The organism is Rhodococcus sp. PD04, assembly GCF_035918275.1.
Taxonomy (GTDB): Bacteria; Actinomycetota; Actinomycetes; order Mycobacteriales; family Mycobacteriaceae; genus Rhodococcus; species Rhodococcus rhodochrous.
On record NZ_CP142143.1, the window covers coordinates 2,495,798 to 2,518,199 of the forward strand.

Genomic DNA, 22,402 nt, shown 5'->3' on the forward strand with positions numbered 1-22,402 from the left:
CGCAGTAGGAGGAATCGCCCGTGTCATTAGCTGCAGAAGCCGAGGATGCCGCGCGCGCATATGCGCAGTGGCAGGACGCGGTGGCGGGGGTGCTGGCCAAGTCCCGACGCGTCGACCCGGCCGAACTCGGACCCGAGCCGCAGCGTCTGCTCGAGACCACGACCTACGACGACGTCACCGTCGCGCCGCTGTACGGCGTGCGCGACGAGCGCGACGAAGCGCCGCTGCCCGGTGAGTTCCCGTTCGTCCGCGGCGGCTCGTCCACGCGCGACGTCAACACCGGCTGGCTCGTCGACGTCCGGTTCACCGGCACCGACGCGGCCTCGGTCAACGAGCGCATCCTCGACGCCCTGAACAACGGTGTCAGCTCGGTGTGGCTCGGTCTCGGCGCCGGCGCGGTCCCCGTGGACGCGCTCGACACCGCGCTGAGCGGTGTGCTCCTCGACCTCGCGCCGGTCCGTCTCGACGCCGGTGCCGACGTGGTCGCAGCGACCACCGCCGTGTACTCCGTGCTCGACAACCGCACCGACATCGAGGACCGCGCCGTCGTGCGCATCTTCCTCGGTGCAGCGCCGCTCACCAGCGCGTTCTCCGAGCGTCCCGACGTGTCTCTCGACGAGGCCATCGAGCTGGCACGGGCCGCCGCCGACCGCACCGAAGGGGTGCGTGCCCTCACCGTGGACGGCACCGCCTTCCACAACGCCGGTTCGTCCGACGCCGAGGAACTCGGTGCCGCGATCGCCGCCGGCCTCGATTACGTGCGAGCACTCGTCGACGCCGGGGTTCCCGTCGCGGACGCGCTCGGTCAGCTCGAGTTCCGTCTCGCCGCGACCGACGACCAGTTCCAGACCATCGCGAAGTTCCGCGCGGGTCGTCAGGTGTGGGCGCGCGTCGCCCAGGTCGCCGGTGCCCCCGAGGCCGGCAACGCTCCGCAGCACGCCGTGACCTCCGCGGCGATGATGGCCCAGCGCGATCCGTGGGTGAACATGCTGCGCACGACCCTCGCTGCGTTCGGCGCGGGTGTCGGTGGCGCCGACGCCGTCACGGTCCTGCCGTTCGACTCCGCGCTGCCGGCCGGTGTGCTCGAGGTGTCCGAGGCGTTCTCCGCCCGGATCGCCCGCAACACCCAGCTGCTGCTGCTCGAGGAGTCCAACCTCGGTCGTGTCCTCGATCCCGCCGCCGGTTCCTGGTACGTCGAGGAACTGACCGCGCAGATCGCGGAGAAGGCGTGGGGCTTCTTCCAGGAGATCGAGGCGGCCGGTGGCTACCGCGCCGCTCTCGAGTCGGGGCTGATCGCCGAGCGTGTCGCGCAGACGCGTGCCCGCCGCGAGTCCGACATCGCGCACCGCAAGTTCTCGGTGACCGGTGTCAACGAGTTCCCGAACCTGGCCGAGAAGCCGCTGCCGGTCGGTGTCGCCGAGGCCGGCGCGTCCGCCGCGCGGTATGCCGCACCGTTCGAGGCGCTGCGCGACCGCTCCGACACCTACCTGGCCTCGCACGGTGCCCGCCCGCGGGTGCTGCTCGCCCCGCTCGGGCCGATCGCCGAACACAACGTGCGTGCGACCTTCGCGGCGAATCTGCTCGCCGCCGGTGGAATCGAAGCGGTCAATCCCGGACCGCTCGATCTCGACGCCGACCTGTCGTCCCTGGTGGGAGACACCGGAACGTCCGTCGCCGTGCTGTGCGGCACCGACACCCGCTACGGCGAGCAGGCCGGTACGGCCACCGCTGCGCTGCGTGCGGCGGGGATCACGACGGTGCTGCTGGCCGGACCCGAGAAGGCCGTGAAGGACGCGCAGGGCGACGATCGTCCGGACGGCTTCCTCACCGCGCGCATCGACGCCGTCGCCGCCCTCACCGACCTGCTGAACACTTTGGGAGCGTAAGTGAGCATCGAACACGAAATCGGCAGCTTCGCCGACGTCCCGTTGACGGACCCGGCCGTGCCGGCGCCCACCGCTCCCACCGCGGAGCAGGCCGCCGCGCTCATCGAGTCCGTCGCCGAGGCGAACAACTACGGCACCGAGGACGTCGTGTGGTCGACGCCCGAGGGAATCGACGTCAAGCCGGTCTACACCAAGGCCGACCGCGACGCCGTCGTCGCCGAGGGTTACCCGCTCGGCAGCTACCCGGGTATCGCCCCGTTCGTGCGTGGGCCGTACCCGACGATGTACGTGAACCAGCCGTGGACCATCCGGCAGTACGCCGGCTTCTCCACCGCCGCCGAGTCCAACGCCTTCTACCGGCGCAACCTCGCCGCCGGTCAGAAGGGTCTGTCGGTGGCCTTCGACCTGGCCACGCACCGCGGCTACGACTCCGATCACCCGCGCGTGCAGGGTGACGTCGGTATGGCCGGTGTGGCGATCGACTCGATCCTCGACATGCGTCAGCTGTTCGACGGCATCGATCTGTCGCAGGTGTCGGTGTCGATGACCATGAACGGCGCGGTGCTGCCGATCCTGGCGCTGTACGTCGTGGCGGCGGAGGAGCAGGGCGTCAAGCCCGAGCAGCTGGCCGGAACCATTCAGAACGACATTCTGAAGGAGTTCATGGTCCGCAACACCTACATCTACCCGCCGAAGCCGTCGATGCGGATCATCTCCGACATCTTCGCGTACACCTCGGCGAAGATGCCGCGCTTCAACTCGATCTCGATCTCCGGCTACCACATCCAGGAAGCCGGTGCGACGGCCGACCTCGAGCTCGCCTACACCCTCGCCGACGGCATGGAGTACATCCGCGCCGGACTCGACGCGGGCATGGACGTCGACAAGTTCGCGCCGCGCCTGTCGTTCTTCTGGGCGATCGGCATGAACTTCTTCATGGAGGTCGCGAAGCTTCGCGCAGGTCGCCTGCTGTGGAGCGAGCTCGTCGAGAAGTTCGGGGCGAAGAACCCGAAGTCGAAGTCGCTGCGTACCCACTCGCAGACCTCCGGCTGGTCGCTCACCGCGCAGGACGTCTTCAACAACGTCGCGCGTACGTGCGTCGAGGCGATGGCCGCGACGCAGGGCCACACCCAGTCGCTGCACACCAACGCGCTCGACGAGGCGCTGGCGCTGCCCACCGATTTCTCGGCGCGCATCGCCCGCAACACCCAGCTGCTGCTGCAGCAGGAGTCGGGCACCACGCGGCCCATCGACCCGTGGGGCGGCTCGCACTACGTCGAGTGGCTCACCCACGAGCTCGCCAACAAGGCCCGCGCCCACATCGCCGAGGTCGAGGCCGCCGGCGGTATGGCGCAGGCCATCTCGGAGGGCATCCCGAAGCTGCGTATCGAGGAGGCGGCCGCCCGCACCCAGGCGCGCATCGATTCGGGTCGCCAGCCGGTCATCGGCGTCAACAAGTACCAGGTGACCGAGGACCACGAGATCGAGGTCCTCAAGGTCGAGAACTCGCGTGTGCGGGCCGAGCAGCTGGCCAAGCTCGAGCAGCTGCGCGCCGACCGTGACGAGGAGGCCACCCGCGCCGCCCTCGACGCACTCACCCGCGCCGCCGGTGCGCAGAGCCAGGGTCTCGACAACAACCTGCTCGCGCTGGCCATCGACGCGGCCCGGGCGAAGGCCACCGTCGGTGAGATCTCGGACGCGCTGGAGAAGGTCTACGGCCGCCACCAAGCCGAGATCCGTACGATCAGCGGCGTGTACCGCGACGAGGCCGGTAAGGCCACCAACATCACCGCCGCGACCGAGCTGGTCGAGAAGTTCGCCGAGGAGGAGGGCCGTCGCCCCCGCATCCTCGTCGCGAAGATGGGCCAGGACGGTCACGACCGAGGCCAGAAGGTGATCGCCACGGCCTTCGCCGACCTCGGATTCGACGTCGACGTGGGACCGCTGTTCCAGACCCCCGAAGAGGTCGCCCAGCAGGCGGCCGACAACGACGTGCACGTCATCGGCGTGTCGTCGTTGGCTGCGGGTCACCTGACGTTGGTTCCTGCCCTCAAGCAGGCACTGGCCGAGGTGGGCCGCGAGGACATCATGATCGTCGTCGGTGGTGTCATCCCGCCGGGTGACTTCGACGAGCTCTACGCGGCGGGTGCGGCGGCGATCTTCCCGCCCGGCACCGTGATCGCGGATGCGGCGACCGGTCTGCTGACCAAGCTCGCCGCGCAGCTCGGCCACCACCTCGGAGGCTGACGTCGGCATGAGCGACACCTCGGTCGGCGCCGCGCAGACCCGCCGACGGCAGATCGACGTCGACGCCCTCGCCGAGGCCGTGCTCGCCAACGAGCGGGCCGGCCTCGCGCGGGCGATAACGCTGATCGAGTCGACCCGCGACGACCATCGGGAGCAGGCGCAGCAGTTGCTGTTGCGCTTGCTCCCGAAGGCGGGCAACGCGATTCGTGTCGGTATCACGGGTGTGCCCGGTGTCGGCAAGTCGACCTTCATCGACGCGCTCGGCATGTATCTGCTCGAGCAGGGGCATCGGGTCGCGGTGCTGGCCGTCGACCCGTCGTCCACCCGCACGGGTGGGTCGATCCTCGGCGACAAGACGCGGATGGCGCGTCTCGCGGTACAGCGGGACGCCTACATCCGCCCGTCGCCCTCGGCCGGCACGCTCGGCGGGGTCGCGAAGGCCACCCGCGAGACCATGGTGCTGCTCGAGGCCGCCGGATTCGACGTGATCCTCGTCGAGACCGTCGGTGTCGGGCAGTCCGAGGTGACCGTGGCCAACATGGTCGACACCTTCTGCTTCCTGACCCTGGCCCGCACCGGCGACCAGCTGCAGGGCATCAAGAAGGGCGTGCTCGAACTCGCCGATCTGGTGGCGGTCAACAAGGCCGACGGAGAGTTCGAACGCGACGCGCGGGTCGCCGCCCGCGAACTCGCCGGCGCGATGCGCATGGTGCATCCGCACGACGCGATCTGGAAGCCGCCGGTGATCACCATGAGCGGCATGACCGGCAACGGTCTGGACACCTTCTGGAACACCGTGCTCGAGCACAAGAAGGTGCTCACCGAGGCGGGTCTGTTCGACGAGAACCGGCGCCGCCAGCAGGTGGACTGGACGTGGACGATGGTGCACGACCAGCTGTTGCGTCGTCTCGAGACCTCCCCGCGTGTGCGGGCGATCCGCAAGGACGTCGAGGCCGGGGTGCGCGACGGTTCGCTGACCGCCGCGCTCGCCGCGCAACGTCTGCTCGACGCCTTCGACGGGGTGAACGACCCCGGAACGTCCGGCGAGGATTCCTGATCCATGAGCCGCCGCACGATCGCCGTCACCGTTCTCGGTGCGTTCGCGATCGTCGCGGCGGCTCATCTCGTCTTTCAGGTTCTCGCGCCCGATTCGGCGTTCACCGACGTCTCGCAGTGGTTCCTCATGCCGCTGCTCGCGCTCGGACTCGTTCTCGTCACGTCCGCACCGCGCGACCGGCTGGTCGTGGGCACGCTTGTGGCACTGGGATTCTCGTGGCTGGGGGACACCGCACCCGACCTCGTCGACGGGGATGCCTCGTTCCTGGTGCTGGTGGGTTTCTTCCTGTGCGCCCAGCTCACCTACATCGTCGCGTTCCGGCCGTACCGGAGGTCGAGCGTGGTGCGAACCCGCCCGTGGGTGGTCGGTCTCTACGCTCTCGCGGTGATCGCCATGGTCGCCGTGTGCGCTTCGGCGGCAGGGATTCTCGTCGTTCCGATGGCGATCTACGCGTCGTGTCTCGCGGCGATGGCGGTGCTCGCCACCGGCGTGAACCGGACGGCGGCGGTCGGCGCGATGCTGTTCGTCGTCTCCGATGCGCTCATCGCCGTCCGTGCCTTCGTCGACGCGGATCTGCCTGCCATGGGGCTGTGGATCATGGCCACCTACATCGCGGCCCAGGCCCTGATCGTGCGCGGTGTGCTCACCGCGCACGATCGGAGCGGGCGGGCCTACAGGTCGAGCAGTTCCTTGGCGACGGTCACCGATGTCGCGGCGTCGAGCGACGGATAGTCGCCCCACTGCCCGCCGGTGATGGACACCTCCACGTCGGGCAGCTGGATCTGGGTGACGGAGACGGCGGCGACCGAAACGGCCTCTCCCATGGTGTAGGCGACGCCGCCGGCGGCCTCGATGTCGGCGTCGGGAAGCAGTTCGAGACCGCCGGTTTCGAGGTCGCTCGCCGACGGAACGTTTCCGGATCCCGGCGCCAGCACGATCTCCACCGACCGGATCTCGTCGAGGTTCGTCGCGGTCTCCGGGGTCTCCCACGCGCAGTAGACGCTGTACTCGTCCACCCCGCTCGACGAACGCAGGCTCAGTCCTTCGATGTAGGGGGCGACGGCGGGCGCGACATCGTCGCACGAGTCGAAGCGGGCGAGGATGTCGCTGCCGAGGCCGGTCGGTTCGCCGAGGGCGTCGGCGTCGAAGGTGGTGGTGTCGAAGGCCGCGGAGTCGGCGTCCGAGGCGGTGGTGGAGGACGAGGCGTCGTCGCCGGAGGAGCACGCTCCGAGGAGCAGGGCGCCGGCGAGGGCCGCGGATGCGGCCGCGTATCGGGTCGGATTCACACGGCGCATCGTAGCGTCCGTACGAGTTGTATGTGATCTTGGTTCCGCCCGGGCGGTCGAGGGCCGCGACACCGCGCGTTACAGCCCGAGAAGTTGCTTGGCGACCGCCACGCCGCCCGCCGGATCGAGGACCGTCGCGGCGTCGCGGCCGCCGACGGTGATCGACACGGAGGCCTGGGGGAGTTCGACGCCGGTCGCGGTGAAAGCGGTGCCGGCCATATTGATCGGCATGCTGTGCGCGAAACCGCCGGCCGCTTCGATGGCGGAATCGGGAAGCACCACCAGGCCGGTCTTCGCCGCGGTGGCGGACGTGACGGTCTCGGGTTCGACGACGACCTCGACGGAACGGAGTCCGGAGGGCGGCTCACCGGCTGCGGCCTCCCACACGCAGTTCACGCGCTGGGAGCTCACGATGCCGCCGGGAGCGGGCGTCAGCCCGTCGATGTAGCGCTCGAGGGTCGCGCCGATGGCCTCGCAGCTGGGGAAGTTCTGCGCGATCTTCACCAGATACGGCGATTCGGCGGAGGCGGAGGTCGGGGAGTTGATGTCGGCTGCGTTGCGGATGCCGACCGTGGAATCGTCCGAGGAACAGGCCGTCAGGGCCACGCCGGCGGTGAGAAAGACGAAGGCACCAGTATGTATTCGCTTTTGTCGCACGCGGGCATAATAGCGATTATCGAGCGCCGTCGGGGAAGCGTGGTGACGGGGTGGAATCGAGGCGAGTTTCGTTGTGTCCGGGCACCTCCCGACGCTCCGGACGGGCACCTGCGAGAGGCGCCGCGTCGGCGCCTTCGAGCAGCGCCACCGGCGTCGGCTGCGCCAGCGGTTCGAGCGAACCGCTCTTCTCCGCCGGGGTGAGGCGCGAACGCTTCCAGGACACGATCAGCAGGGTGAGCCAGGCGGCGACGATGGCGAGGTAGAGCACCGCCAGTGCCGTCCCGGAGAGATCGAAGGTCTTGGCGAGCTTGTGCGCGTTGGTCAGCACGATGACACCGCCGACACCGGTACCGAGCAGGGTCGCGGGGACCCGGCTGACCAGCCACGCCGCGACGGGCGCCGCGAGAGCACCGCCGAGGGCGAGACCGGCGACGATGACCAGATTGCCGAGCGAGTCGTGGCCGAGCCCGAACAGGAAACCGATGCTCGCCGCGACCGCGACGAGGAACTCCGAGGCGCTCACCGATCCGATCACGGTGCGCGGCGCCGTCTTTCCGCGGGAGAGCAGAGTGCTGGTGGTGATCGGTCCCCATCCGCCACCGCCGCTCGCATCGATGAACCCACCGAAGAATCCGAGCGGGGACAGGAATTTCGCGGTGTGCGGGGAGGTGCGGGCATGCGCGACCGCAGGAGGCCGCACCGAGAAGCGCAACGCGACGTACACGCCGATGGCCAGCAGGATCCCGGCGGTCACCGGTTCGGCGGCCTCGGTCGACAGCCCCGACAGCACGGTCGCGCCGAGGAAGGCGCCGATGGCACCGGGCACGCCGAGCCGCAGCACGACCTTCCAGTCGATATTGCGGAAACGCCAGTGCGAAGCACCCGAGACGAGGGTGGTTCCCACCTCGGCGAGGTGCACCGCGGCGCTCGCGTGCGCCGGACCGACACCGCTGAACAGCAGCAGGGTGGTCGCGGTGACACCGAAGGCCATGCCGAGTGCGCCGTCGACGAGCTGTGCGCCGACACCGACGAGCGTGAAGATGAGCAGATTGAACATGCGTTGGCTCCGAAAGCTGGAAGAACCCGAAAAGCTGGACGAGCGCCGAAGCGCTCAGCAACACTCCCGGGTGCAACACAGACAATCGAAGCAGGCGCCGCGACGGGTCGGCCAGAACGGCATGAGCGCGAGGCGAGCGGCCGGAGCCATCTCGGTACTCGTCGCAGCCATGGTCACGTCCTCAGGTCTCGTTCCGCGCGCGGATCGTTCGGTCCGGTCGAGCATAGCCCGTTCCCGCGGCGGAGCCACACTCGGCGGGCCCGGCGCGCCCCGGTCGGCGCGCCGGACGCGAGGTCAGCCGAGGCGGCGGGCGGAGATCTCGAAACCGGCCGCGCGGAGCCGTTCGCTGAGCACGTCCCCGAACGCCACCGCAGGGGTGAGGACACCGCCACCGGCGTGCAGGGCCGCGCCGCCGAGGGCGAGCGAGAGGGCGGACTCGGCGAGCATCACGGCCGTGGCCTTGTAACCCGGGTCGCCCTGCGCGGAGAACCGCGCGGTGTAGCGGGCGCCCGACTCGGTCGAGGCGTACAGGTCCACCGTGAAGTGACCGTTCTCGCGGGTCTTCTCCGACGGTCCCTCGCCGGGGGCGGGCAGGAGCTTGTCGAGGACGAACCGCGTGGGCGGGAACGACAGGCCGGCGGCGAGGGCGCCCGTCCCGAGTCCGACGAGCCCCGCGAGGACGGGGGAGAACGGCGAGGAGCCGACGCTCATCACTTCCCGGTAGCGGAAGCGGCGTCCGTAGGCCCAGTCGCGCAGCGCGTTGCTGCGTCGCACGATGCGGGTGTTGTAGGAGGCCATCACGAACGGGGCGAGCCGGCCCGAGACCTCCGGCGCGACGGACTTGCCGTCGACGAACGCGAAGTCGTTCTGGCGACCGAGATCGGGTTCCCGAGCCGGGGCGGGGGACAGCGAGTACGGGCGCGCGGCGATCTTCCGGGCGGTGGAATCCTTGCGGATCGCGTCGAGTTGTTGCCGGAGCGAATCGATGGTGCCGCCGCTCACGCCGCCGCGGAAGGATCGGAGCACGAAGGTCGTGTCGGTGAGCGGCAGGTTGCCGTCGGCCTCCGCAGCGCGGTAGAGCGCGTGGACGCCGAGATCGGACGGGACCGAGTCGAATCCACACGAGTGGACGATGCGGGCGCCGGTGCGCCGGGCCACGTCGTCGAAGCGGTCGATGCTCTCGCGGTGGAAGAGCACCTCGCCGGTGAGATCGACGTAGTCGGTGCCGGCCTCGGCGCACGCCTGCACGAGTGGCAGTCCGTACGCGGCGTAGGGACCGACCGTCGTGATCACGACGCGGGTGGATTCGGCGAGCGCGGCCAGCGAGGCGGGATCGTCGGCGTTCGCCTCGATCAGCCGCCAGTCGGTTCCGAGGTCGGCGGCGAGCTTCTCGAGTTTGGTGCGTGAACGTCCTGCGAGTCCGACGGCGACGCCGTCGGGGAGGTTCTCGGCGAGATAGGCGGCGGTGAGGCGCCCGACGAAGCCGGTGGCGCCATAGACGACGATGTCGAGATCCCGGGAGACAGTCATGCCCCCACCCTACTCAGGAGTAAGTCTCGGGGGCGACCTTCGTCACACGGACGCGGCGCCACAGCACCACCCACGAGACCAGCACGGCGAGGGCGGCGAGGACGCGGACCGCACCGAGTGCGGACTCCGGGTAGATCACTCCGGTGAGGTAGTGGTCGATGAATCCGCTCGGCGGCAGACCCTCCTGACCGGCCTCGTGGCGTGCCCAGTTCTCCACCGCGGTCAGTGGGCAGTCGAACCCCACGGCCACCGAGGCCGCTCCCCACACCACCGCGGCGACGTGAGCGACGATCGTGCGGGGCCACCGCCACGCGAGGAAACCACCGAACGCGACGTAGAGCACGAACAGCAGATGCACGAAGGCCGTGAGGTCGGCGACCACCCGGAACGCCATGTGCCCAGGGTAGAACGAACGGCCGCGGAACGGACAGGGTTGCCGGAGGGCAGGCGGCGTCTCAGCCGGCCTTGATGACGAGCACCGGTACCGACGACTCGGTGATCAGCCGCTGTACCGCTCGCTCGACGAGGAACTTGCCGGTCGCGGTGCGCCCGCGGCTGCCGATGACCACGCGTTCGGCGCCGCTGCGCGCGAGCAGTTCGACGGTCGTGCCGACCGGATCGCCGTCGTGGACGGCAGAGAGCAACTCCCAGCCGTCGGTGCCGGCCACCTGGCTCACCTGTGCCCGCACGCCCTCCACCTCGTCGGGCTCGTCGAGCGGGTGGAGCACCACCAGCGACTGCTGCCGGTCGGCGGCCTCCCGCACCGCGGCCTGCAGAGCGACCCGGCCTTCGGGGGTATCGGCGTGAACGACAGCGACAGTCATGACTCTCCTCGTGCGGGCCTGCGGGGACGTCCTCCATTATCGCCGTGACCGGGAGGGCGGGCCACGATCGACGGTGTGGAACCGGTCTCCCCGGACCACGGCGCCCCCGGACCACGGCGCCCCCGGACCACGGCCACCCGGATCACGGCGTCCGGATCACCAGGGTGCCGGGCGGAAGTCCTTGAGGAAGCATCCGTACACGTCCGTGCCGGCCTCGCCCTGGACGATCGGGTCGTAGACGCGGGCGGCGCCGTCCACGAGATCGAGCGGGGCGTGGAATCCCTCCTCGGCCAGCCGCATCTTGGTGTGGTGCGGCCGTTCGTCGGTGATCCACCCGGTGTCGACGGCGGTCATGAGGATACCGTCGGTGAGCATCTCCTCGGCGCTGGTGCGGGTGAGCATGTTCAACGCGGCCTTGGCCATATTGGTGTGCGGATGCCCGGCGCCCTTGTAGCGGCGGCCTCCGAACTGCCCTTCCATCGCCGAGACGTTCACGACGTATTTGCGGCGGGCCGGGGACGCGGCGAGCGCGGGACGCAGGCGGTTGACGAGGATGAACGGCGCCACCGAGTTGCACAGCTGCACCTCGAGCAGTTCCAGCGGCTCGACCTCGCCGACGGTCTGCACCCAGCTGTTGGTGTGCACGAGATCCGGCAGCAGGCCGCCGGCGTCGACGGCGACCCCGGCGGCGACGCGCTCGGGTGTCGCCGACCCGGCCACCAGTGCCAGGGAGGTCAGCGAGTGTGCCGACAGTTCGGCCGGCAGCGATCCGGCGAGGGCGGCGGGGTGAGCGTCCGAGGGCTTGCCGAAGGTCAGGACCTCGGGGCGCGGACCGGCGGGCAACGGATCGGCTTCCGCCTCGGCCAGCGCCGAGTAGGCGCCGGGGGAGCGGCGCACCGTCTGCGCGGCGTTGTTGATGAGGATGTCCAGCGGACCCTGCGCGGCGACGTCGTCGGCGAGGGCGACCACCTGGGCGGGGTCACGCAGGTCGATGCCGACGATGCGCAGCCGGTGCAACCAGTCGCCGCTGTCCTCCATGGCGCTGAAGCGGCGGATCGCGTCGTTGGGGAACCGCGTGGTGACGGTGGTGTGCGCGCCGTCGCGCAGCAACCGCAGCGCGATGTACATGCCGATCTTGGCGCGACCACCGGTGAGCAGGGCGCGACGGCCCCGCAGGTCGGTGCGCGCATCGCGCTTGGCGTGGTTCTCCTCGGCGCAGGTCGGGCACAACTGGTGGTAGAAGGCGTCCACCTGCGTGTACTTGTCCTTGCAGATGTAGCAGTGCCGCGGCCTCAGCAGCGTTCCCGCGCTCGCACCGCGGGTCGCCGAGGCCAGCGGGAGTCCGGCGGTCTCGTCGTCGATGCGGGTGGGGGAGGCGGTGGCGGTCGCGGACAACACCTGACGATCGGCGTCGACGCGCTGCTTGCGGGCCTCGTTGCGGCGCAACCGCTTGAACTTCTTGAACATGTGCCCCACGGCGCGCTGCACGGTGATCGCGTCGGGATGTTCGGCGTCGAGACCCGCGGCCTGGTCGAGCACCCGCAAACAGGTGGCCAGATCGTCGGGGTCGATGCGGGTGAAGCCGTCGGTGGCGGGCTCGGCGGTGGTGTCGCTGTGGGGGTTCATCTGCCTTTTTCCGTGTGCTGCTGTGGTCCCGATCGTATCGGGCAGGATGATCGTGTCCGAATCACCACGGAAGTACCGGAGGAACGATGAGCCCGAGCTCACCCCTGTCCAAGAAGAAGTTCGCCGAACTGAGCCGCCCCCAGCAGGTTCTGGTGGTCCTGCTCGCAGCGGTGCAGTTGTCGCTCGCCGTCGCGGCGTGGGCCGATCTGGCGAGGCGACCGGCCGACAAGGTCAACGGCAGCAAGCTGCGCTGGGCGCTGACCATCGCGGTGAACTTCTTCGGCCCGATCCGTTACTTCCGCAAGGGCCGCCGGGACTGAGCGGTCCGCTCGCGCCGACCCCCGGACGAACCGAAGGCCCCGAACCGATATCGGTTCGGGGCCTTCGGGTTTCGGTGTGTCCGAGGGGGGACTTGAACCCCCACGTCCGTTAATAGGACACTAGCACCTCAAGCTAGCGCGTCTGCCATTCCGCCACTCGGACCGACGCCCACACGGGGCATGTCGGTAGAACCCGCTCCCGCGGGCGCTGAAGAAACAGTAGCGCATGGGGCGCCCGATCCCCAAAACGGCACTTCAGGCGCGCTCGTGACGTTCGGCGGGTCGGGCCTCACCCGGATCCGCTCGCTTCTTCGTCATCCGCTGCAGCAATTGCCGCAGCGGATGACGAAAGTGGTAGCGGCTGTCGCCGGTTCGATCTTCTTCCGACAACGACGAAGGCCCCGAACATGATGTTCGGGGCCTTCGTCGTCTGTCTCGACTCAGAGTGTCCGAGGGGGGACTTGAACCCCCACGTCCGTTAATAGGACACTAGCACCTCAAGCTAGCGCGTCTGCCATTCCGCCACTCGGACCTGATGCTCACGCCCACTCGTCGTGGGCGCTGTGAAAGAGTAACCCACCGCGCCCACGGTCCCAAATCGCCACCTCCACCTGCGGTGATCCGAACTGTCGTGATGGCGGACCGGCGGTGGTAGACATACGGCCATGGCCATTGACACGCGCGCCCACCAGCCGTCCCGGGCGGAAGAGGAGGTCGTCGACCTCGTCTCCCGCCTCATCCGGTTCGACACCTCGAACACCGGCGAACCAACCACCACCCGCGGCGAACGCGAGTGCGCCGAATGGGTGGCCTCCGTGCTCGAAGAGGTCGGCTACGAGACGACCTACGTCGAATCCGGAGCGCCGGGCCGCGGCAACGTCTTCGCGCGTCTGCCCGGCTCCGACCCGAGCCGCGGTGCCCTCATGCTCCACGGCCACCTCGACGTCGTGCCGGCCGAAGCCGCGGACTGGAGCGTGCACCCGTTCTCCGGGGCCGTCGAGAACGGCTACGTGTGGGGGCGCGGCGCGGTCGACATGAAGGACATGGTCGGCATGATGATCGCCGTCGCCCGCTACTTCAAGGTCGAGGACATCGTGCCCCCGCGCGATCTGGTGTTCGCGTTCGTCGCCGACGAGGAGGCCGGAGGCAAGTTCGGTTCGCAGTGGCTGGTCGAACACCGGCCCGAGCTGTTCGAGGGCGTCACCGAGGCCGTGGGGGAGGTCGGCGGGTTCTCTCTGACCGTGCCGCGCCCCGACGGCACCGAACGTCGCCTGTACATGGTCGAGACGGCGGAGAAGGGCATGCGCTGGATGCGCCTGACCGCCACGGGCGTCGCCGGGCACGGCTCGTTCCTGCACGAGGACAACGCCGTCACCGTCCTCTCCCGCGCGGTGGCACGGCTCGGCTCCCACACCTTCCCGCTGGTCGTCAACGATTCCGTCGCGGAGTTCCTCTCCGTCGTGAGCGAGGAGACCGGCCTGGACTTCGACCCGGCCTCACCCGATCTCGAGGGGACGCTCGCCAAACTCGGGTCGATCGCCCGCATCGTGGGCGCGACCCTGCGCGACACCGCGAACCCTACGATGCTCGACGCCGGGTACAAGGCCAACGTCATCCCGCGCACCGCGCATGCCGTCGTCGACTGCCGCATCCTGCCGGGCCGGCTCGCCGAGTTCGAACGCACCGTCGACGAGCTGATCGGCCCGAACGTCACCCGCGAGTGGATCACCGGACTCGAGCCGTACGAGACCACCTTCGACGGCGACCTCGTCGACGCGATGAATGCCGCGATCCTCGCGCACGACCCGATCGGCCGGACCGTGCCGTACATGCTCTCGGCCGGCACCGACGCCAAGGCGTTCGCCAAGCTCGGCATCCGCTGCTTCGGTTTCGCGCCGCTGCAGTTGCCGCCCGACCTGGACTTCGCCGCGCTGTTCCACGGGGTCGACGAGCGTGTCCCCGTCGACGCACTGCGCTTCGGCACGCGGGTCATGGAACACTTCCTCATGCACGCCTAGAACACTCGAAACGTCACGAAAGGACCGGAATGGCTTTCGATTACGACCCGTACAAGTTCCTGCCCGAGCTGCCCACCTTCGAGGTGACCAGTGCGGACTTCGCCGAGGGCGAGGAATGGAAACTCCCGCAGGCCAGCGGTGCGTTCGGGATCCCCGGGGGCGGCGACGTCTCCCCGCAGCTGTCCTGGTCGGGTTTCCCTGCCGAGACGAAGAGCTTCGTCGTCACGGTGTTCGATCCGGACGCTCCGACGGCGTCGGGTTTCTGGCACTGGGCCGTCGCGAACATCCCGGCCTCGGTCACGGAACTGCCGGCGGGCGCGGGTAGCGCCGACTCGGACGCTCTTCCGGAGCAGGCCGTGACGCTGCGCCACGACGGCGGCGCCCACGGGTTCATCGGTGCCGCTCCGCCGGCCGGACACGGCTACCACCGCTACATCGTGGCGGTGCACGCACTCGACGTCGAGGTGCTCGAGGGTGTCACGCCCGAATCGAGCCCGGCCTTCCTCGGTTTCAACGTCTTCGGGCACGCCATCGCCCGCGGTCTGCTGACCGGCACCTACGAGGTGCGCTGACGGATCGTGACGGACGGGGCCCGGGTCGCATTCGACCCGGGCCCCGTCCGTTGCAGATCAGACCTGTGCCGTGGCGCCGACCGCGTCGGCGATGGAGCGGTAGCCGTGTGCGCGCAGCTTGCGGGCGATGCCCTTGTTGATGCGCCGCGCCCAGAACGGACCGCCGTAGATGAACCCGGTGTAGCCCTGGACCAGCGACGCGCCGGCGAGGATGCGCTCGAACGCCTGCTCCGGCGTCTCGATGCCACCCACCGAGACCAGGGTGAGTCGATCGCCGACCCGCGCGCGCAGTCGGCGCAGCACCCCGAGGGATCGCTCGGCGACCGGGGCGCCCGACAGGCCGCCCGCGCCGATCTCCTCGATGCGGCTCTGCGGGGTGTTCAACCGGTCGCGGCGGATGGTGGTGTTGGTGGCGACGATGCCGGCGAGGCCGAGTTCGAGCGCCAGGTCGGCCACCGCGTCGACGTCCTCGTCGGACAGATCCGGGGCGATCTTCACAAGCACGGGCACGGTGACGGTGTCCAGCACCGCGGCGAGGATCGGGCGCAGCGACTCGACGGCCTGCAGATCCCGCAGGCCCGGGGTGTTGGGGGAGGAGACGTTGACGACCACGAAATCGGCGAGCGGGCCGAGGAGGCGCGCGCTCTCGGTGTAGTCCTCGGCGGCCTGCTCGGCCGGCACGACCTTCGTCTTGCCGATGTTGGCGCCGATGGGAACGGTGCGGCGGCGCTGCCGGAGCCGGTTGGCGGCCTCCCCGGCGCCGTGGTTGTTGAAGCCCATCCGGTTCACGATCGCGCGGTCCTCGGGGAGGCGGAACAGTCGCGGCTGCGGATTGCCCGGCTGTGCCTGGGCGGTGACGGTGCCGATCTCGGCGAACCCGAAACCGAGCGGCCCCCACACGTCGACACCCGTCGCGTCCTTGTCGAAGCCGGCCGCCAGACCCACCGGGGTGGGGAACTGCACGCCGAAGACGGTGTTGCGGAGAATGGGGTCGTCGGTGACGAGCACCTTCGCCACCAGGGCGCGCAGCGGCCCGAAGCGTGTCGACCAGCGCATCGCGAGGAAGGCGAGATGGTGGGCTCGTTCCGGCGGCAACAGGAACATGAGCCGAAGAAGATAGCGGTACACGAACTACTCCCTGCAAGCCCGGTCCACGACGGTCCGGGATCTGTTATCAACCAACGGTGGGTTCGGGGACGTGATGGGCGGTCTTGCGGCGGCGCAGCAGCACCCGCCGGCTCCCGTCCGGATACAGACGCACCCGGGTGAGTTCCCAGCCGTGGAATTCGGCGGAGATCGCCAGACGCATCGATGCGCTCACCCGGGACACGTCCCGGGGCAGCTTGAGCGGCACGTATTCGTATTCGTCGTTGCTGGTGTCCCAACCGACAGGCATCCGGGTGAGCCGGCCGAGTCGCTCGTTCGCCATCACTGTCCTTCGATCGGGATCCGTTGCAGTCCGTCACCGGTTGCCGACGCGATCACCAGTGCCGCATCGGCCGGATCGACGGCGATCGAATTCGGTTGCCGCACCGTTGCGAAGCGGTGGCGTTCTCGCGGGATCCCGGTCGAAAGATCGTAGCCCACGACCTCGTTGCTGCCGGTCAGAGTCACCCAGATCAGGTCCCGCGTCTCGTCGTAGGTCACAGCGTACGGGGCGGGGCCGACGGGATAGCGCTGCCGCAGGACGATCGCGTCGAGGGTGTAGACGAGCAGTTCGTCGCCGGTGGTGTCGGTGACCACGACGCGCCCGAACGGGTCGGTGGTCAGCTGTGTCGCGCCTTCGCCGGCGCGCAGTGCGGGACCGAGATGGGCGTCGGCGAGGTCGAGTTCGGTGAGGGAGGTCTGCCGACGGTCGAGCGCCGCGACGGCGTCACCGGTGACGGCGAGGGCGTCGACGGAGGCGAGGCCCCCGATGGTGGTGGCCACCTCACCGGATCCGGGATCGACGACGAGCACGCGGCCGTTGTCGGTACCGACCGCCCAGCGGCCATCGGACAACACGGCCGCCGACGCGGCGTTGCCGTCGACCGGGACCTCGGTGATGGTGCCGTCGGCGACGTCGATGCGCAGCACGGCCCCGGACACGGGCGCGAGCACACTGCCCTCGGGTCCGGTCACCACGGTCGCGGCGGACGAGGGCAGGTCCACGAGGCGCGGTTCCGTCCCGGGACCGTCGAACGTCGTGTCGTCGAACAACGCGAGCCGTGCTCCGTCGTCGACGAGGGCGGCGAAGGTACCCGTGGACGGTTCGACGACCAGCGCGTCGACCTGCAGGTCGAGCGGACGGACGTCGCCGGCGGGGGACGGGCCGACCTCGGGGGCGGCCGCGGGGGCGGCGGGTTCGATGGTCTGCAGCACGTCCGGGGTGCTCTCCGACGAGCAGCCGGCCAGCACGACCATCGCGATCGCGCCCACCATCGTGACCGCTCGGATCCCCGCTCTGCCCATCGTTGCTCCTCGTCCTCGGATTCGATTCGCACCTGCCGGACGCGTCCCGGCGCCCGGCGCGCCGACCTTCAGTGTTCCTGATGCCGGTCGCGGGGAAGAAATCAGTGGGTCGTCCCACGGGCCGGATGTGACCTGCTGCTCAGGTCTGTGCCGACGCGGACCGGTCGCGGTCCGGACGTCGCGGCACCACGAGCGGGGTGCCGGTCTCGGGGTGACGGCCGATCGCCACCGGGTACTGGTAGACGCGGCCGAGGAGCTCTTCGGTGAGGACGTCGTCGGGGGCGCCGTCGGCGACGATGCGGCCCTGTTCGAGCACGCAGACGCGATCGGCGTAGGCGGCGGCGAGGCCGAGATCGTGCAGCACGACCACCACGGCGTGCCCGTGGTCGGCGCGGGCCCGCACGACCTGCATGACCGCCTCCTGGTGGCCGATGTCCAGTGCCGCGGTGGGTTCGTCGAGCAGCAACGTCTCGGTATCCTGGGCCAGCACCCGCGCGAGCGCCACCCGGGCGCGTTCGCCACCGGACAGCGCGGGGAACGGCCGGTCGGCCAGATGGGCGACGTCGCAGGTCGCGAACGCCTCGGCGACGATGCGATCGTCGTCGTCCTGCCGAGGGGTGCGCGCCCACGCGGCCCGTCCCATCCGCACGACCTGCCGGGCGGTGAACGGGAACCCCACGGCGTGCTGCTGCGGCAGCACCGCGCGACGGCGGGCCAGGGCGATCGACGACCACCGCTCGAGGGGACGGCCCTCGACCTCGACGGTGCCACCGCTGATCGGATGGTCGCCGGACAACGCTGCGAGCAGGGTGGACTTGCCGGCCCCGTTGGGGCCGACGAGCGCGACGACCTCGCCGGTGCACACCTCGAAGTCGACACCGTGCAGGATTTCCCGCTCTCCGCGCCGCAGCCGCACACCCACCGCGCGCATCGTCGCGGTGCCGGGCGCCGAGCGGGCCGGGACGGCCGTCGCCGGGGATCCGAGGGAACGGGGGAGCAGCCTCATGCCCATCCACCCTGCTTCGCGCGGGTGCGGCGCAGCATGAGGAAGAAGACCGGGCCGCCGATGAGTGCGGTGATCATGCCGAGCGGTAGGTCGGCGTTCTCGACCAGCGTGCGCGCCGCGAGGTCGGCGGCGAGCAGGACGACCGCGCCGGCGAGCACACTCGCCACGACGAGTACCCGGTGGGCGGGGCCGAGCGCCAGGCGCATCAGGTGCGGCACGACCAGTCCGACGAACATGATGATGCCGGTGAAGGCGGTGGCGCCGCTGACCAGCACGGCGACCGCCAGGATCGACAACTGACGGACGCGTTCGACGTCCACACCCAGATGCCGGGCGACGCTCTCGCCGAGCGCGAGCAGGTCGAGTTTCGGGGCGAGCAGCACCGCGACGAGCACCCCGGCGAGGGTCAGCGGGGCGACCACCGCGACGATGTCCCAGGTGGCGCCGCCGAGACTACCGAGCTGCCAGAACACGATCTGGTCGCGGGCGGCCGGACTGGCGACGAAGGTGAAGAACGCGATGAGTCCACCGGCGACGGCGTTGACGGCGACACCGGTGAGGATGACCGTGACCACCTCCGTGCGTCCGTTGGACCGGGACAGCACGTAGACCAGCACGGTGGTGATCAGGCCGGAGACGAGTGCGGCGCCGGCCAGTGCCCAGCCGGCGGTGAAGGCGCCGCCGAGCACGATCACGGCGGACGCGCCGACGGCGGCGCCGGAGGACACGCCGATCACGCCGGGTTCGGCGAGGGGATTGGCGAAGATGCCCTGCAGCAGCGCCCCGGAACAACCGAGGGCGGCACCGACGAGCATCGCGAGCACCACGCGCGGGAAACGTACCTCCCACAGGGTGACCTCCCCGGCGGGGTGCGCGGGCACCGGCCCGAGGTCCAGTCCCGTGCGGTGCAGCAGACTGCCGATCACCTCGGCGGGGCTCGTGGGTACCTGACCGAGGCACGCCGACGCGACGGCCAACGCGAGCAGGGCGACGACGAGACCGACGAGAACGACGGTGGTGCGTCCCCGTCCGGCCTTCCGCAGTGCCCGTTCGGGCAGGCCGGTGGATTCGGTGACTTCTTCGCTCACGGACATCCGGCGATCACGACCGGTCCGACGGGTAGAACGCCTCCACCAGAGCGGCCAGGACCTTGCCGGTCTGCGGGCCGAAGCTGAGCAGGGTCGAATCGTCCATGTCCACGATGGTGCCCGTCTTCCCGGCCGGGGTCTGCGCGACGCCCGGGAGCTGTGCGAGTCCGTCCGGTCCGCCCACCGAGTCGAGGCTGTGCGTCATCACCAGGATGATGTCGGGTGCCGAGGCGATCATCGCCTCGCTGGTGATCGGCACGAACTGCGAGTCGAGGCCGGCGAGGATGCCGGCGTCGCGACCACCGGCGGCCGCGACGAGCGCGTCGGCCCCCGAACCGGGACCGCCGAGCATCTTGATCGCCGCACCGCGCAGGTAGAGGAACGCGACGGTGGGTTCGGGATGGTCGGCGGGGATCGAGTCCTTCGCCGCGGCGATCTCGTCGAGCGTCCGCTGCGCGAGCGCGGCGCCGGCCTCGGGCACACCGAGCGCGGCCGCGACCGCCTCGATGTCGTCGGCGACGGTGTCGAGGGAGCGTTCCGGGTCGACGAACACCACCGGCACGCCGGTCGCGCGGATCTGTTCCTGCACCGCGAGCGGACCGATGGAGGTGTCGGTGAGCACGACGGTCGGGTTCAACGCGAGGATCGCCTCGGCGTTGAGACCGTGCCCGCCGGGGGTGACGTTGGGGACGTCCTGGATCGCGGGGAAGGACGCGGTGGAGCGGCCGACGAGCTTGTCGCCGAGTCCGAGGGCGTACACGGTCTGCGCCAGGGTGCCGGAGCGGTCGGCCACCACGATCCGGGAGATGTCGGTGATCGTGGTCTCGACGCCGTCCACGCCGCGCACCGTGGCCGGCAGCGCGGGTGCCGGGTCGGTGGTGATCGGCTCGGGTTCGGCATCGACGACGGCGGTGCGCGGACCGGTCGCGACGTCGGTGACGGTCGTGCCGTCGGTGGTGGGGGCGCTGCATGCGGCGACGAGGAGGACACCCAGCACTGCGATCAGCGCGACCGGGAGGCGGAGGAGGGAACGGAACATCGGTCAGGCACGCACCCGATACCGGTCGATATCGCGCGCGAGGTCGGCGAACAGGGCACCGTTGAGCCCGTACACGAGGTTCGCCTCGTCGATGACGGTCTGTTGCTGGTCGCCGTCGAGCGGTGCGGCGTCGAGCTTCGCGCGGTAGGCGTCCTTGAACGGCTTGGTCTTCGGGATCCCGTCGAAGATGTAGAAGCGCAACCCGTCGCGCTCGTAGCCGTAGGCGCGTTCGAGCATGCGGCGGATGATCTGGCCGCCGGACAGGTCGCCGAGATAGCGCAGATAGTGATGTGCGAGGAAGGCTTCCGGGGACACCGCCGCGACCTGCTCGAGCCGGTCGACGTAGGCGACGGTCGCGGGCAGCGCCGCGATGCGGTCGCGCCAGTCGGAGCCGACGAGGAAGTCGAGGTCGGCTTCGAGCGCGGCGGTGCGGAGCAACTCGTCGCTGAGGAAGGGACCGGCGATCGGATCGTCGGTGTAGCCACGACCGATCCGCTCGAGGCTGTCGTAGACGAACCAGGTCTGCGCGATGAGCGCGGCGTGAGCTTCGGTCGACAACTTGCCCCCGAGCAGTTCCGAGACGAACACCGAGTTCTCGGTGTCGCTGTGGGCCTGCTGGGTCTCGAGCCGGATGCGCTCGGCGAATCCGACGACTTCGGTCGCGGCCATCGACCGACCTCCCTCACATTGCCTGTACCGAACGTACTCGGGAGGCTAGCCTAACCTTCGTGAAAAGGGCAGGGGGCAGTCGGTGTGGTCGGGATCACGCGCTCACGTCGTCGAGCGCCGCGGCGATCGCCGGCGGCAATGCCAATTCCTCCGCGACGAGCACTCCGGTGAGCTGCGCCAGATCCCGGGCACCCACGAGCGTCGAGGCGACGTGCGGACGGTCGCGCACCCACGCCAGTGCCACGGCAAGCGGCGAGGTGCCCAGACCGTCGGCGGCCGTGGCGACCGCATCGACCACGCGCACCGCGGATTCGGTGAGATAGCGGCGCACCTCCTCGGTGTGCACGTCGTCGGCGCCCCGCGAATCCGCCGGCACCCCCGACCGGTACTTACCGGTGAGGACACCGCCGGCGAGAGGAACCGCCGCGAACACACCCACTCCGTGGTGGGCGGCTGCGGGGATCAACTCCTCCTCGACCCCGCGGGCGAGCAGGGAGTACTCGACCTGCGTGCTGATCAGCGGCGCGGGGCGCCGGGCCGCCGCGGCGGCGGTGGCGAGCTGCCAGCCGAGATAGCCGCGCACCCCGACGTATCGCACGCGCCCGCTGGTGACGGCGAACTCGAGAGCGTCCATCACCTCGTCGACGGGGGTGTGCGGATCCCACGTCGCCACCTGCCACACGTCGAGGTGATCGGTGCCGAGTTCACGCAGCGTCGCGTCGAGTTGGTTGAGCAGACCCGAGCGGGAGCAGTCCACCCGGCCGGAACCGAGTGTGGTGGTGTCGATGCCGGAACTGCCCGACAGCACCAGTTGGTCGCGGGGCACCACGTCGTCGAGCAGTTCGGCGAGGATCCGTTGCGCGACCCCGTCCCCGTAAGCGGGGGAGGTGTCGACGAGCGTGCCGCCCACATCCACGAAGGCCGACAACTGCGCTGCGGCCTCGTCGCCGTCCGTTCCGCGACCCCACGTCAAGGTGCCCAGGCCGAGCCGTGAAACCCGCAGGCCGCTCGCACCGACTGTCCTGTATTCCATAACCGTCCGCGTTTCCTCCCGACACGACGGGACGTC

Annotated in this window: 22 protein-coding genes and 2 tRNA genes; 7 read left to right on the forward strand and 17 right to left on the reverse strand. The window is 70.0% G+C overall.

Annotated elements, in window-relative coordinates; all coding sequences use genetic code 11:
- The first annotated feature begins 20 nt into the window (after window positions 1–20).
- The 4 genes from mutA to U9J23_RS11515 are packed head-to-tail and all read left to right on the forward strand — an operon-like array spanning window position 21 to window position 5,922.
- Window positions 21–1,886, forward strand: coding sequence for a methylmalonyl-CoA mutase small subunit (mutA, locus tag U9J23_RS11500; protein ID WP_272266664.1), 1,866 nt, complete (start codon window positions 21–23; stop codon window positions 1,884–1,886).
- Window positions 1,887–4,133, forward strand: a complete 2,247-nt coding sequence (gene scpA, locus U9J23_RS11505) for a methylmalonyl-CoA mutase (RefSeq protein ID WP_059381461.1) — start codon at window positions 1,887–1,889, stop codon at window positions 4,131–4,133. It abuts the gene before it with no gap.
- Between the two features lie 7 nt (window positions 4,134–4,140).
- Entirely contained in the window at window positions 4,141–5,190 is a 1,050-nt protein-coding gene (gene meaB, locus U9J23_RS11510; RefSeq protein ID WP_059381462.1) for a methylmalonyl Co-A mutase-associated GTPase MeaB, read from the forward strand.
- A 3-nt stretch (window positions 5,191–5,193) separates the two neighbouring features.
- Window positions 5,194–5,922 carry a lysoplasmalogenase gene (locus tag U9J23_RS11515; protein WP_145706740.1) on the forward strand — a complete coding sequence of 243 codons (729 nt, stop codon included), beginning with the start codon at window positions 5,194–5,196 and terminating at the stop codon, window positions 5,920–5,922.
- Here U9J23_RS11515 and U9J23_RS11520 read toward each other — a convergent pair.
- From U9J23_RS11520 to U9J23_RS11550, 7 genes are all read right to left on the reverse strand, one after another.
- Window positions 5,862–6,485, reverse strand: a complete 624-nt coding sequence (locus tag U9J23_RS11520) for a hypothetical protein (RefSeq protein WP_059381464.1) — start codon at window positions 6,483–6,485, stop codon at window positions 5,862–5,864. The two genes, U9J23_RS11515 and U9J23_RS11520, sit on opposite strands and share 61 nt — an antisense overlap.
- Window positions 6,486–6,554: 69 nt before the next feature.
- Complete coding sequence (locus U9J23_RS11525) at window positions 6,555–7,133, reverse strand: hypothetical protein (RefSeq protein WP_145706737.1); 579 nt, start codon at window positions 7,131–7,133, stop codon at window positions 6,555–6,557.
- Window positions 7,134–7,149: 16 nt separating this feature from the next.
- Complete coding sequence (locus U9J23_RS11530; RefSeq protein ID WP_059381466.1) at window positions 7,150–8,190, reverse strand: sulfite exporter TauE/SafE family protein; 1,041 nt, start codon at window positions 8,188–8,190, stop codon at window positions 7,150–7,152.
- A gap of 294 nt (window positions 8,191–8,484) precedes the next feature.
- On the reverse strand, window positions 8,485–9,720 hold the full coding sequence (locus U9J23_RS11535) for a saccharopine dehydrogenase family protein (RefSeq protein WP_106199839.1): 1,236 nt from the start codon (window positions 9,718–9,720) through the stop codon (window positions 8,485–8,487).
- Window positions 9,721–9,733: 13 nt separating this feature from the next.
- Window positions 9,734–10,114, reverse strand: a complete 381-nt coding sequence (locus U9J23_RS11540) for a DUF2784 domain-containing protein (RefSeq protein ID WP_059381468.1) — start codon at window positions 10,112–10,114, stop codon at window positions 9,734–9,736.
- A gap of 61 nt (window positions 10,115–10,175) precedes the next feature.
- Window positions 10,176–10,544, reverse strand: coding sequence for a universal stress protein (locus U9J23_RS11545; RefSeq protein ID WP_059381469.1), 369 nt, complete (start codon window positions 10,542–10,544; stop codon window positions 10,176–10,178).
- A gap of 156 nt (window positions 10,545–10,700) precedes the next feature.
- Entirely contained in the window at window positions 10,701–12,170 is a 1,470-nt protein-coding gene (locus U9J23_RS11550) for an SDR family NAD(P)-dependent oxidoreductase (protein WP_059381470.1), read from the reverse strand.
- A gap of 86 nt (window positions 12,171–12,256) precedes the next feature.
- On the opposite strand from U9J23_RS11550, the gene U9J23_RS11555 reads away from it, so the two are divergent.
- The gene (locus tag U9J23_RS11555; protein ID WP_059381471.1) at window positions 12,257–12,490 is read left to right on the forward strand and encodes a PLDc N-terminal domain-containing protein; all 234 of its coding nucleotides are present in this window, start codon (window positions 12,257–12,259) and stop codon (window positions 12,488–12,490) included.
- Window positions 12,491–12,567: 77 nt separating this feature from the next.
- On the opposite strand, the gene U9J23_RS11560 is transcribed toward U9J23_RS11555, so the two are convergent.
- Window positions 12,568–12,653: transfer RNA gene (locus U9J23_RS11560), tRNA-Leu, on the reverse strand.
- Between the two features lie 283 nt (window positions 12,654–12,936).
- A tRNA-Leu gene (locus U9J23_RS11565) sits at window positions 12,937–13,022 on the reverse strand.
- Window positions 13,023–13,155: 133 nt separating this feature from the next.
- Here U9J23_RS11565 and U9J23_RS11570 point away from each other — a divergent pair.
- Together U9J23_RS11570 and U9J23_RS11575 are read left to right on the forward strand one after the other, a co-directional pair.
- Window positions 13,156–14,508: a M20/M25/M40 family metallo-hydrolase gene (locus U9J23_RS11570; protein WP_085468146.1), complete on the forward strand. Its 1,353-nt coding sequence runs from the start codon at window positions 13,156–13,158 to the stop codon at window positions 14,506–14,508.
- 29 nt (window positions 14,509–14,537) lie between these two features.
- Entirely contained in the window at window positions 14,538–15,080 is a 543-nt protein-coding gene (locus U9J23_RS11575) for a YbhB/YbcL family Raf kinase inhibitor-like protein (protein WP_059383571.1), read from the forward strand.
- A 57-nt stretch (window positions 15,081–15,137) separates the two neighbouring features.
- Here U9J23_RS11575 and U9J23_RS11580 read toward each other — a convergent pair whose 3' ends face one another.
- From U9J23_RS11580 to U9J23_RS11615, 8 genes are all read right to left on the reverse strand, one after another.
- Window positions 15,138–16,208 (reverse strand): quinone-dependent dihydroorotate dehydrogenase, encoded by a 1,071-nt coding sequence (locus U9J23_RS11580; RefSeq protein WP_272267312.1) that lies wholly within the window; start codon window positions 16,206–16,208, stop codon window positions 15,138–15,140.
- Between the two features lie 46 nt (window positions 16,209–16,254).
- On the reverse strand, window positions 16,255–16,509 hold the full coding sequence (locus U9J23_RS11585; RefSeq protein ID WP_006551956.1) for a DUF5703 family protein: 255 nt from the start codon (window positions 16,507–16,509) through the stop codon (window positions 16,255–16,257).
- Window positions 16,509–17,531: a hypothetical protein gene (locus U9J23_RS11590; RefSeq protein ID WP_085468148.1), complete on the reverse strand. Its 1,023-nt coding sequence runs from the start codon at window positions 17,529–17,531 to the stop codon at window positions 16,509–16,511. The genes U9J23_RS11585 and U9J23_RS11590 overlap by 1 nt, the downstream gene beginning before the upstream one ends.
- A 139-nt stretch (window positions 17,532–17,670) precedes the next feature.
- Complete coding sequence (locus U9J23_RS11595) at window positions 17,671–18,537, reverse strand: heme ABC transporter ATP-binding protein (RefSeq protein ID WP_228525577.1); 867 nt, start codon at window positions 18,535–18,537, stop codon at window positions 17,671–17,673.
- Window positions 18,534–19,631, reverse strand: a complete 1,098-nt coding sequence (locus tag U9J23_RS11600; protein ID WP_145708138.1) for a FecCD family ABC transporter permease — start codon at window positions 19,629–19,631, stop codon at window positions 18,534–18,536. The genes U9J23_RS11595 and U9J23_RS11600 overlap by 4 nt, the downstream gene beginning before the upstream one ends.
- A gap of 7 nt (window positions 19,632–19,638) precedes the next feature.
- A complete protein-coding gene (locus U9J23_RS11605) occupies window positions 19,639–20,664 on the reverse strand; it encodes a heme/hemin ABC transporter substrate-binding protein (protein WP_059383565.1) in 1,026 nt (341 codons plus the stop codon).
- A gap of 3 nt (window positions 20,665–20,667) precedes the next feature.
- Window positions 20,668–21,333, reverse strand: a complete 666-nt coding sequence (locus tag U9J23_RS11610) for a biliverdin-producing heme oxygenase (protein WP_085468150.1) — start codon at window positions 21,331–21,333, stop codon at window positions 20,668–20,670.
- 94 nt (window positions 21,334–21,427) lie between these two features.
- A complete protein-coding gene (locus tag U9J23_RS11615) occupies window positions 21,428–22,366 on the reverse strand; it encodes an aldo/keto reductase (protein ID WP_059383563.1) in 939 nt (312 codons plus the stop codon).
- Window positions 22,367–22,402: the final 36 nt, after the last annotated feature.

Coding starts and splice junctions, on each gene's coding strand:
- U9J23_RS11570 (WP_085468146.1), top strand. CDS start 13,156: ATGGCCATTGACACGCGCGCCCACCAGCCGTCCCGGGCGGAAGAGGAG.
- U9J23_RS11610 (WP_085468150.1), bottom strand. CDS start 21,333: ATGGCCGCGACCGAAGTCGTCGGATTCGCCGAGCGCATCCGGCTCGAG.
- U9J23_RS11535 (WP_106199839.1), bottom strand. CDS start 9,720: ATGACTGTCTCCCGGGATCTCGACATCGTCGTCTATGGCGCCACCGGC.
- U9J23_RS11575 (WP_059383571.1), top strand. CDS start 14,538: ATGGCTTTCGATTACGACCCGTACAAGTTCCTGCCCGAGCTGCCCACC.
- U9J23_RS11515 (WP_145706740.1), top strand. CDS start 5,194: ATGAGCCGCCGCACGATCGCCGTCACCGTTCTCGGTGCGTTCGCGATC.
- U9J23_RS11595 (WP_228525577.1), bottom strand. CDS start 18,537: ATGAGGCTGCTCCCCCGTTCCCTCGGATCCCCGGCGACGGCCGTCCCG.
- U9J23_RS11555 (WP_059381471.1), top strand. CDS start 12,257: ATGAGCCCGAGCTCACCCCTGTCCAAGAAGAAGTTCGCCGAACTGAGC.
- U9J23_RS11550 (WP_059381470.1), bottom strand. CDS start 12,170: ATGAACCCCCACAGCGACACCACCGCCGAGCCCGCCACCGACGGCTTC.
- U9J23_RS11600 (WP_145708138.1), bottom strand. CDS start 19,631: ATGTCCGTGAGCGAAGAAGTCACCGAATCCACCGGCCTGCCCGAACGG.
- U9J23_RS11585 (WP_006551956.1), bottom strand. CDS start 16,509: ATGGCGAACGAGCGACTCGGCCGGCTCACCCGGATGCCTGTCGGTTGG.
- U9J23_RS11520 (WP_059381464.1), bottom strand. CDS start 6,485: ATGCGCCGTGTGAATCCGACCCGATACGCGGCCGCATCCGCGGCCCTC.
- U9J23_RS11605 (WP_059383565.1), bottom strand. CDS start 20,664: ATGTTCCGTTCCCTCCTCCGCCTCCCGGTCGCGCTGATCGCAGTGCTG.
- U9J23_RS11530 (WP_059381466.1), bottom strand. CDS start 8,190: ATGTTCAATCTGCTCATCTTCACGCTCGTCGGTGTCGGCGCACAGCTC.
- U9J23_RS11615 (WP_059383563.1), bottom strand. CDS start 22,366: ATGGAATACAGGACAGTCGGTGCGAGCGGCCTGCGGGTTTCACGGCTC.
- U9J23_RS11540 (WP_059381468.1), bottom strand. CDS start 10,114: ATGGCGTTCCGGGTGGTCGCCGACCTCACGGCCTTCGTGCATCTGCTG.
- U9J23_RS11590 (WP_085468148.1), bottom strand. CDS start 17,531: ATGGGCAGAGCGGGGATCCGAGCGGTCACGATGGTGGGCGCGATCGCG.
- meaB (WP_059381462.1), top strand. CDS start 4,141: ATGAGCGACACCTCGGTCGGCGCCGCGCAGACCCGCCGACGGCAGATC.
- U9J23_RS11545 (WP_059381469.1), bottom strand. CDS start 10,544: ATGACTGTCGCTGTCGTTCACGCCGATACCCCCGAAGGCCGGGTCGCT.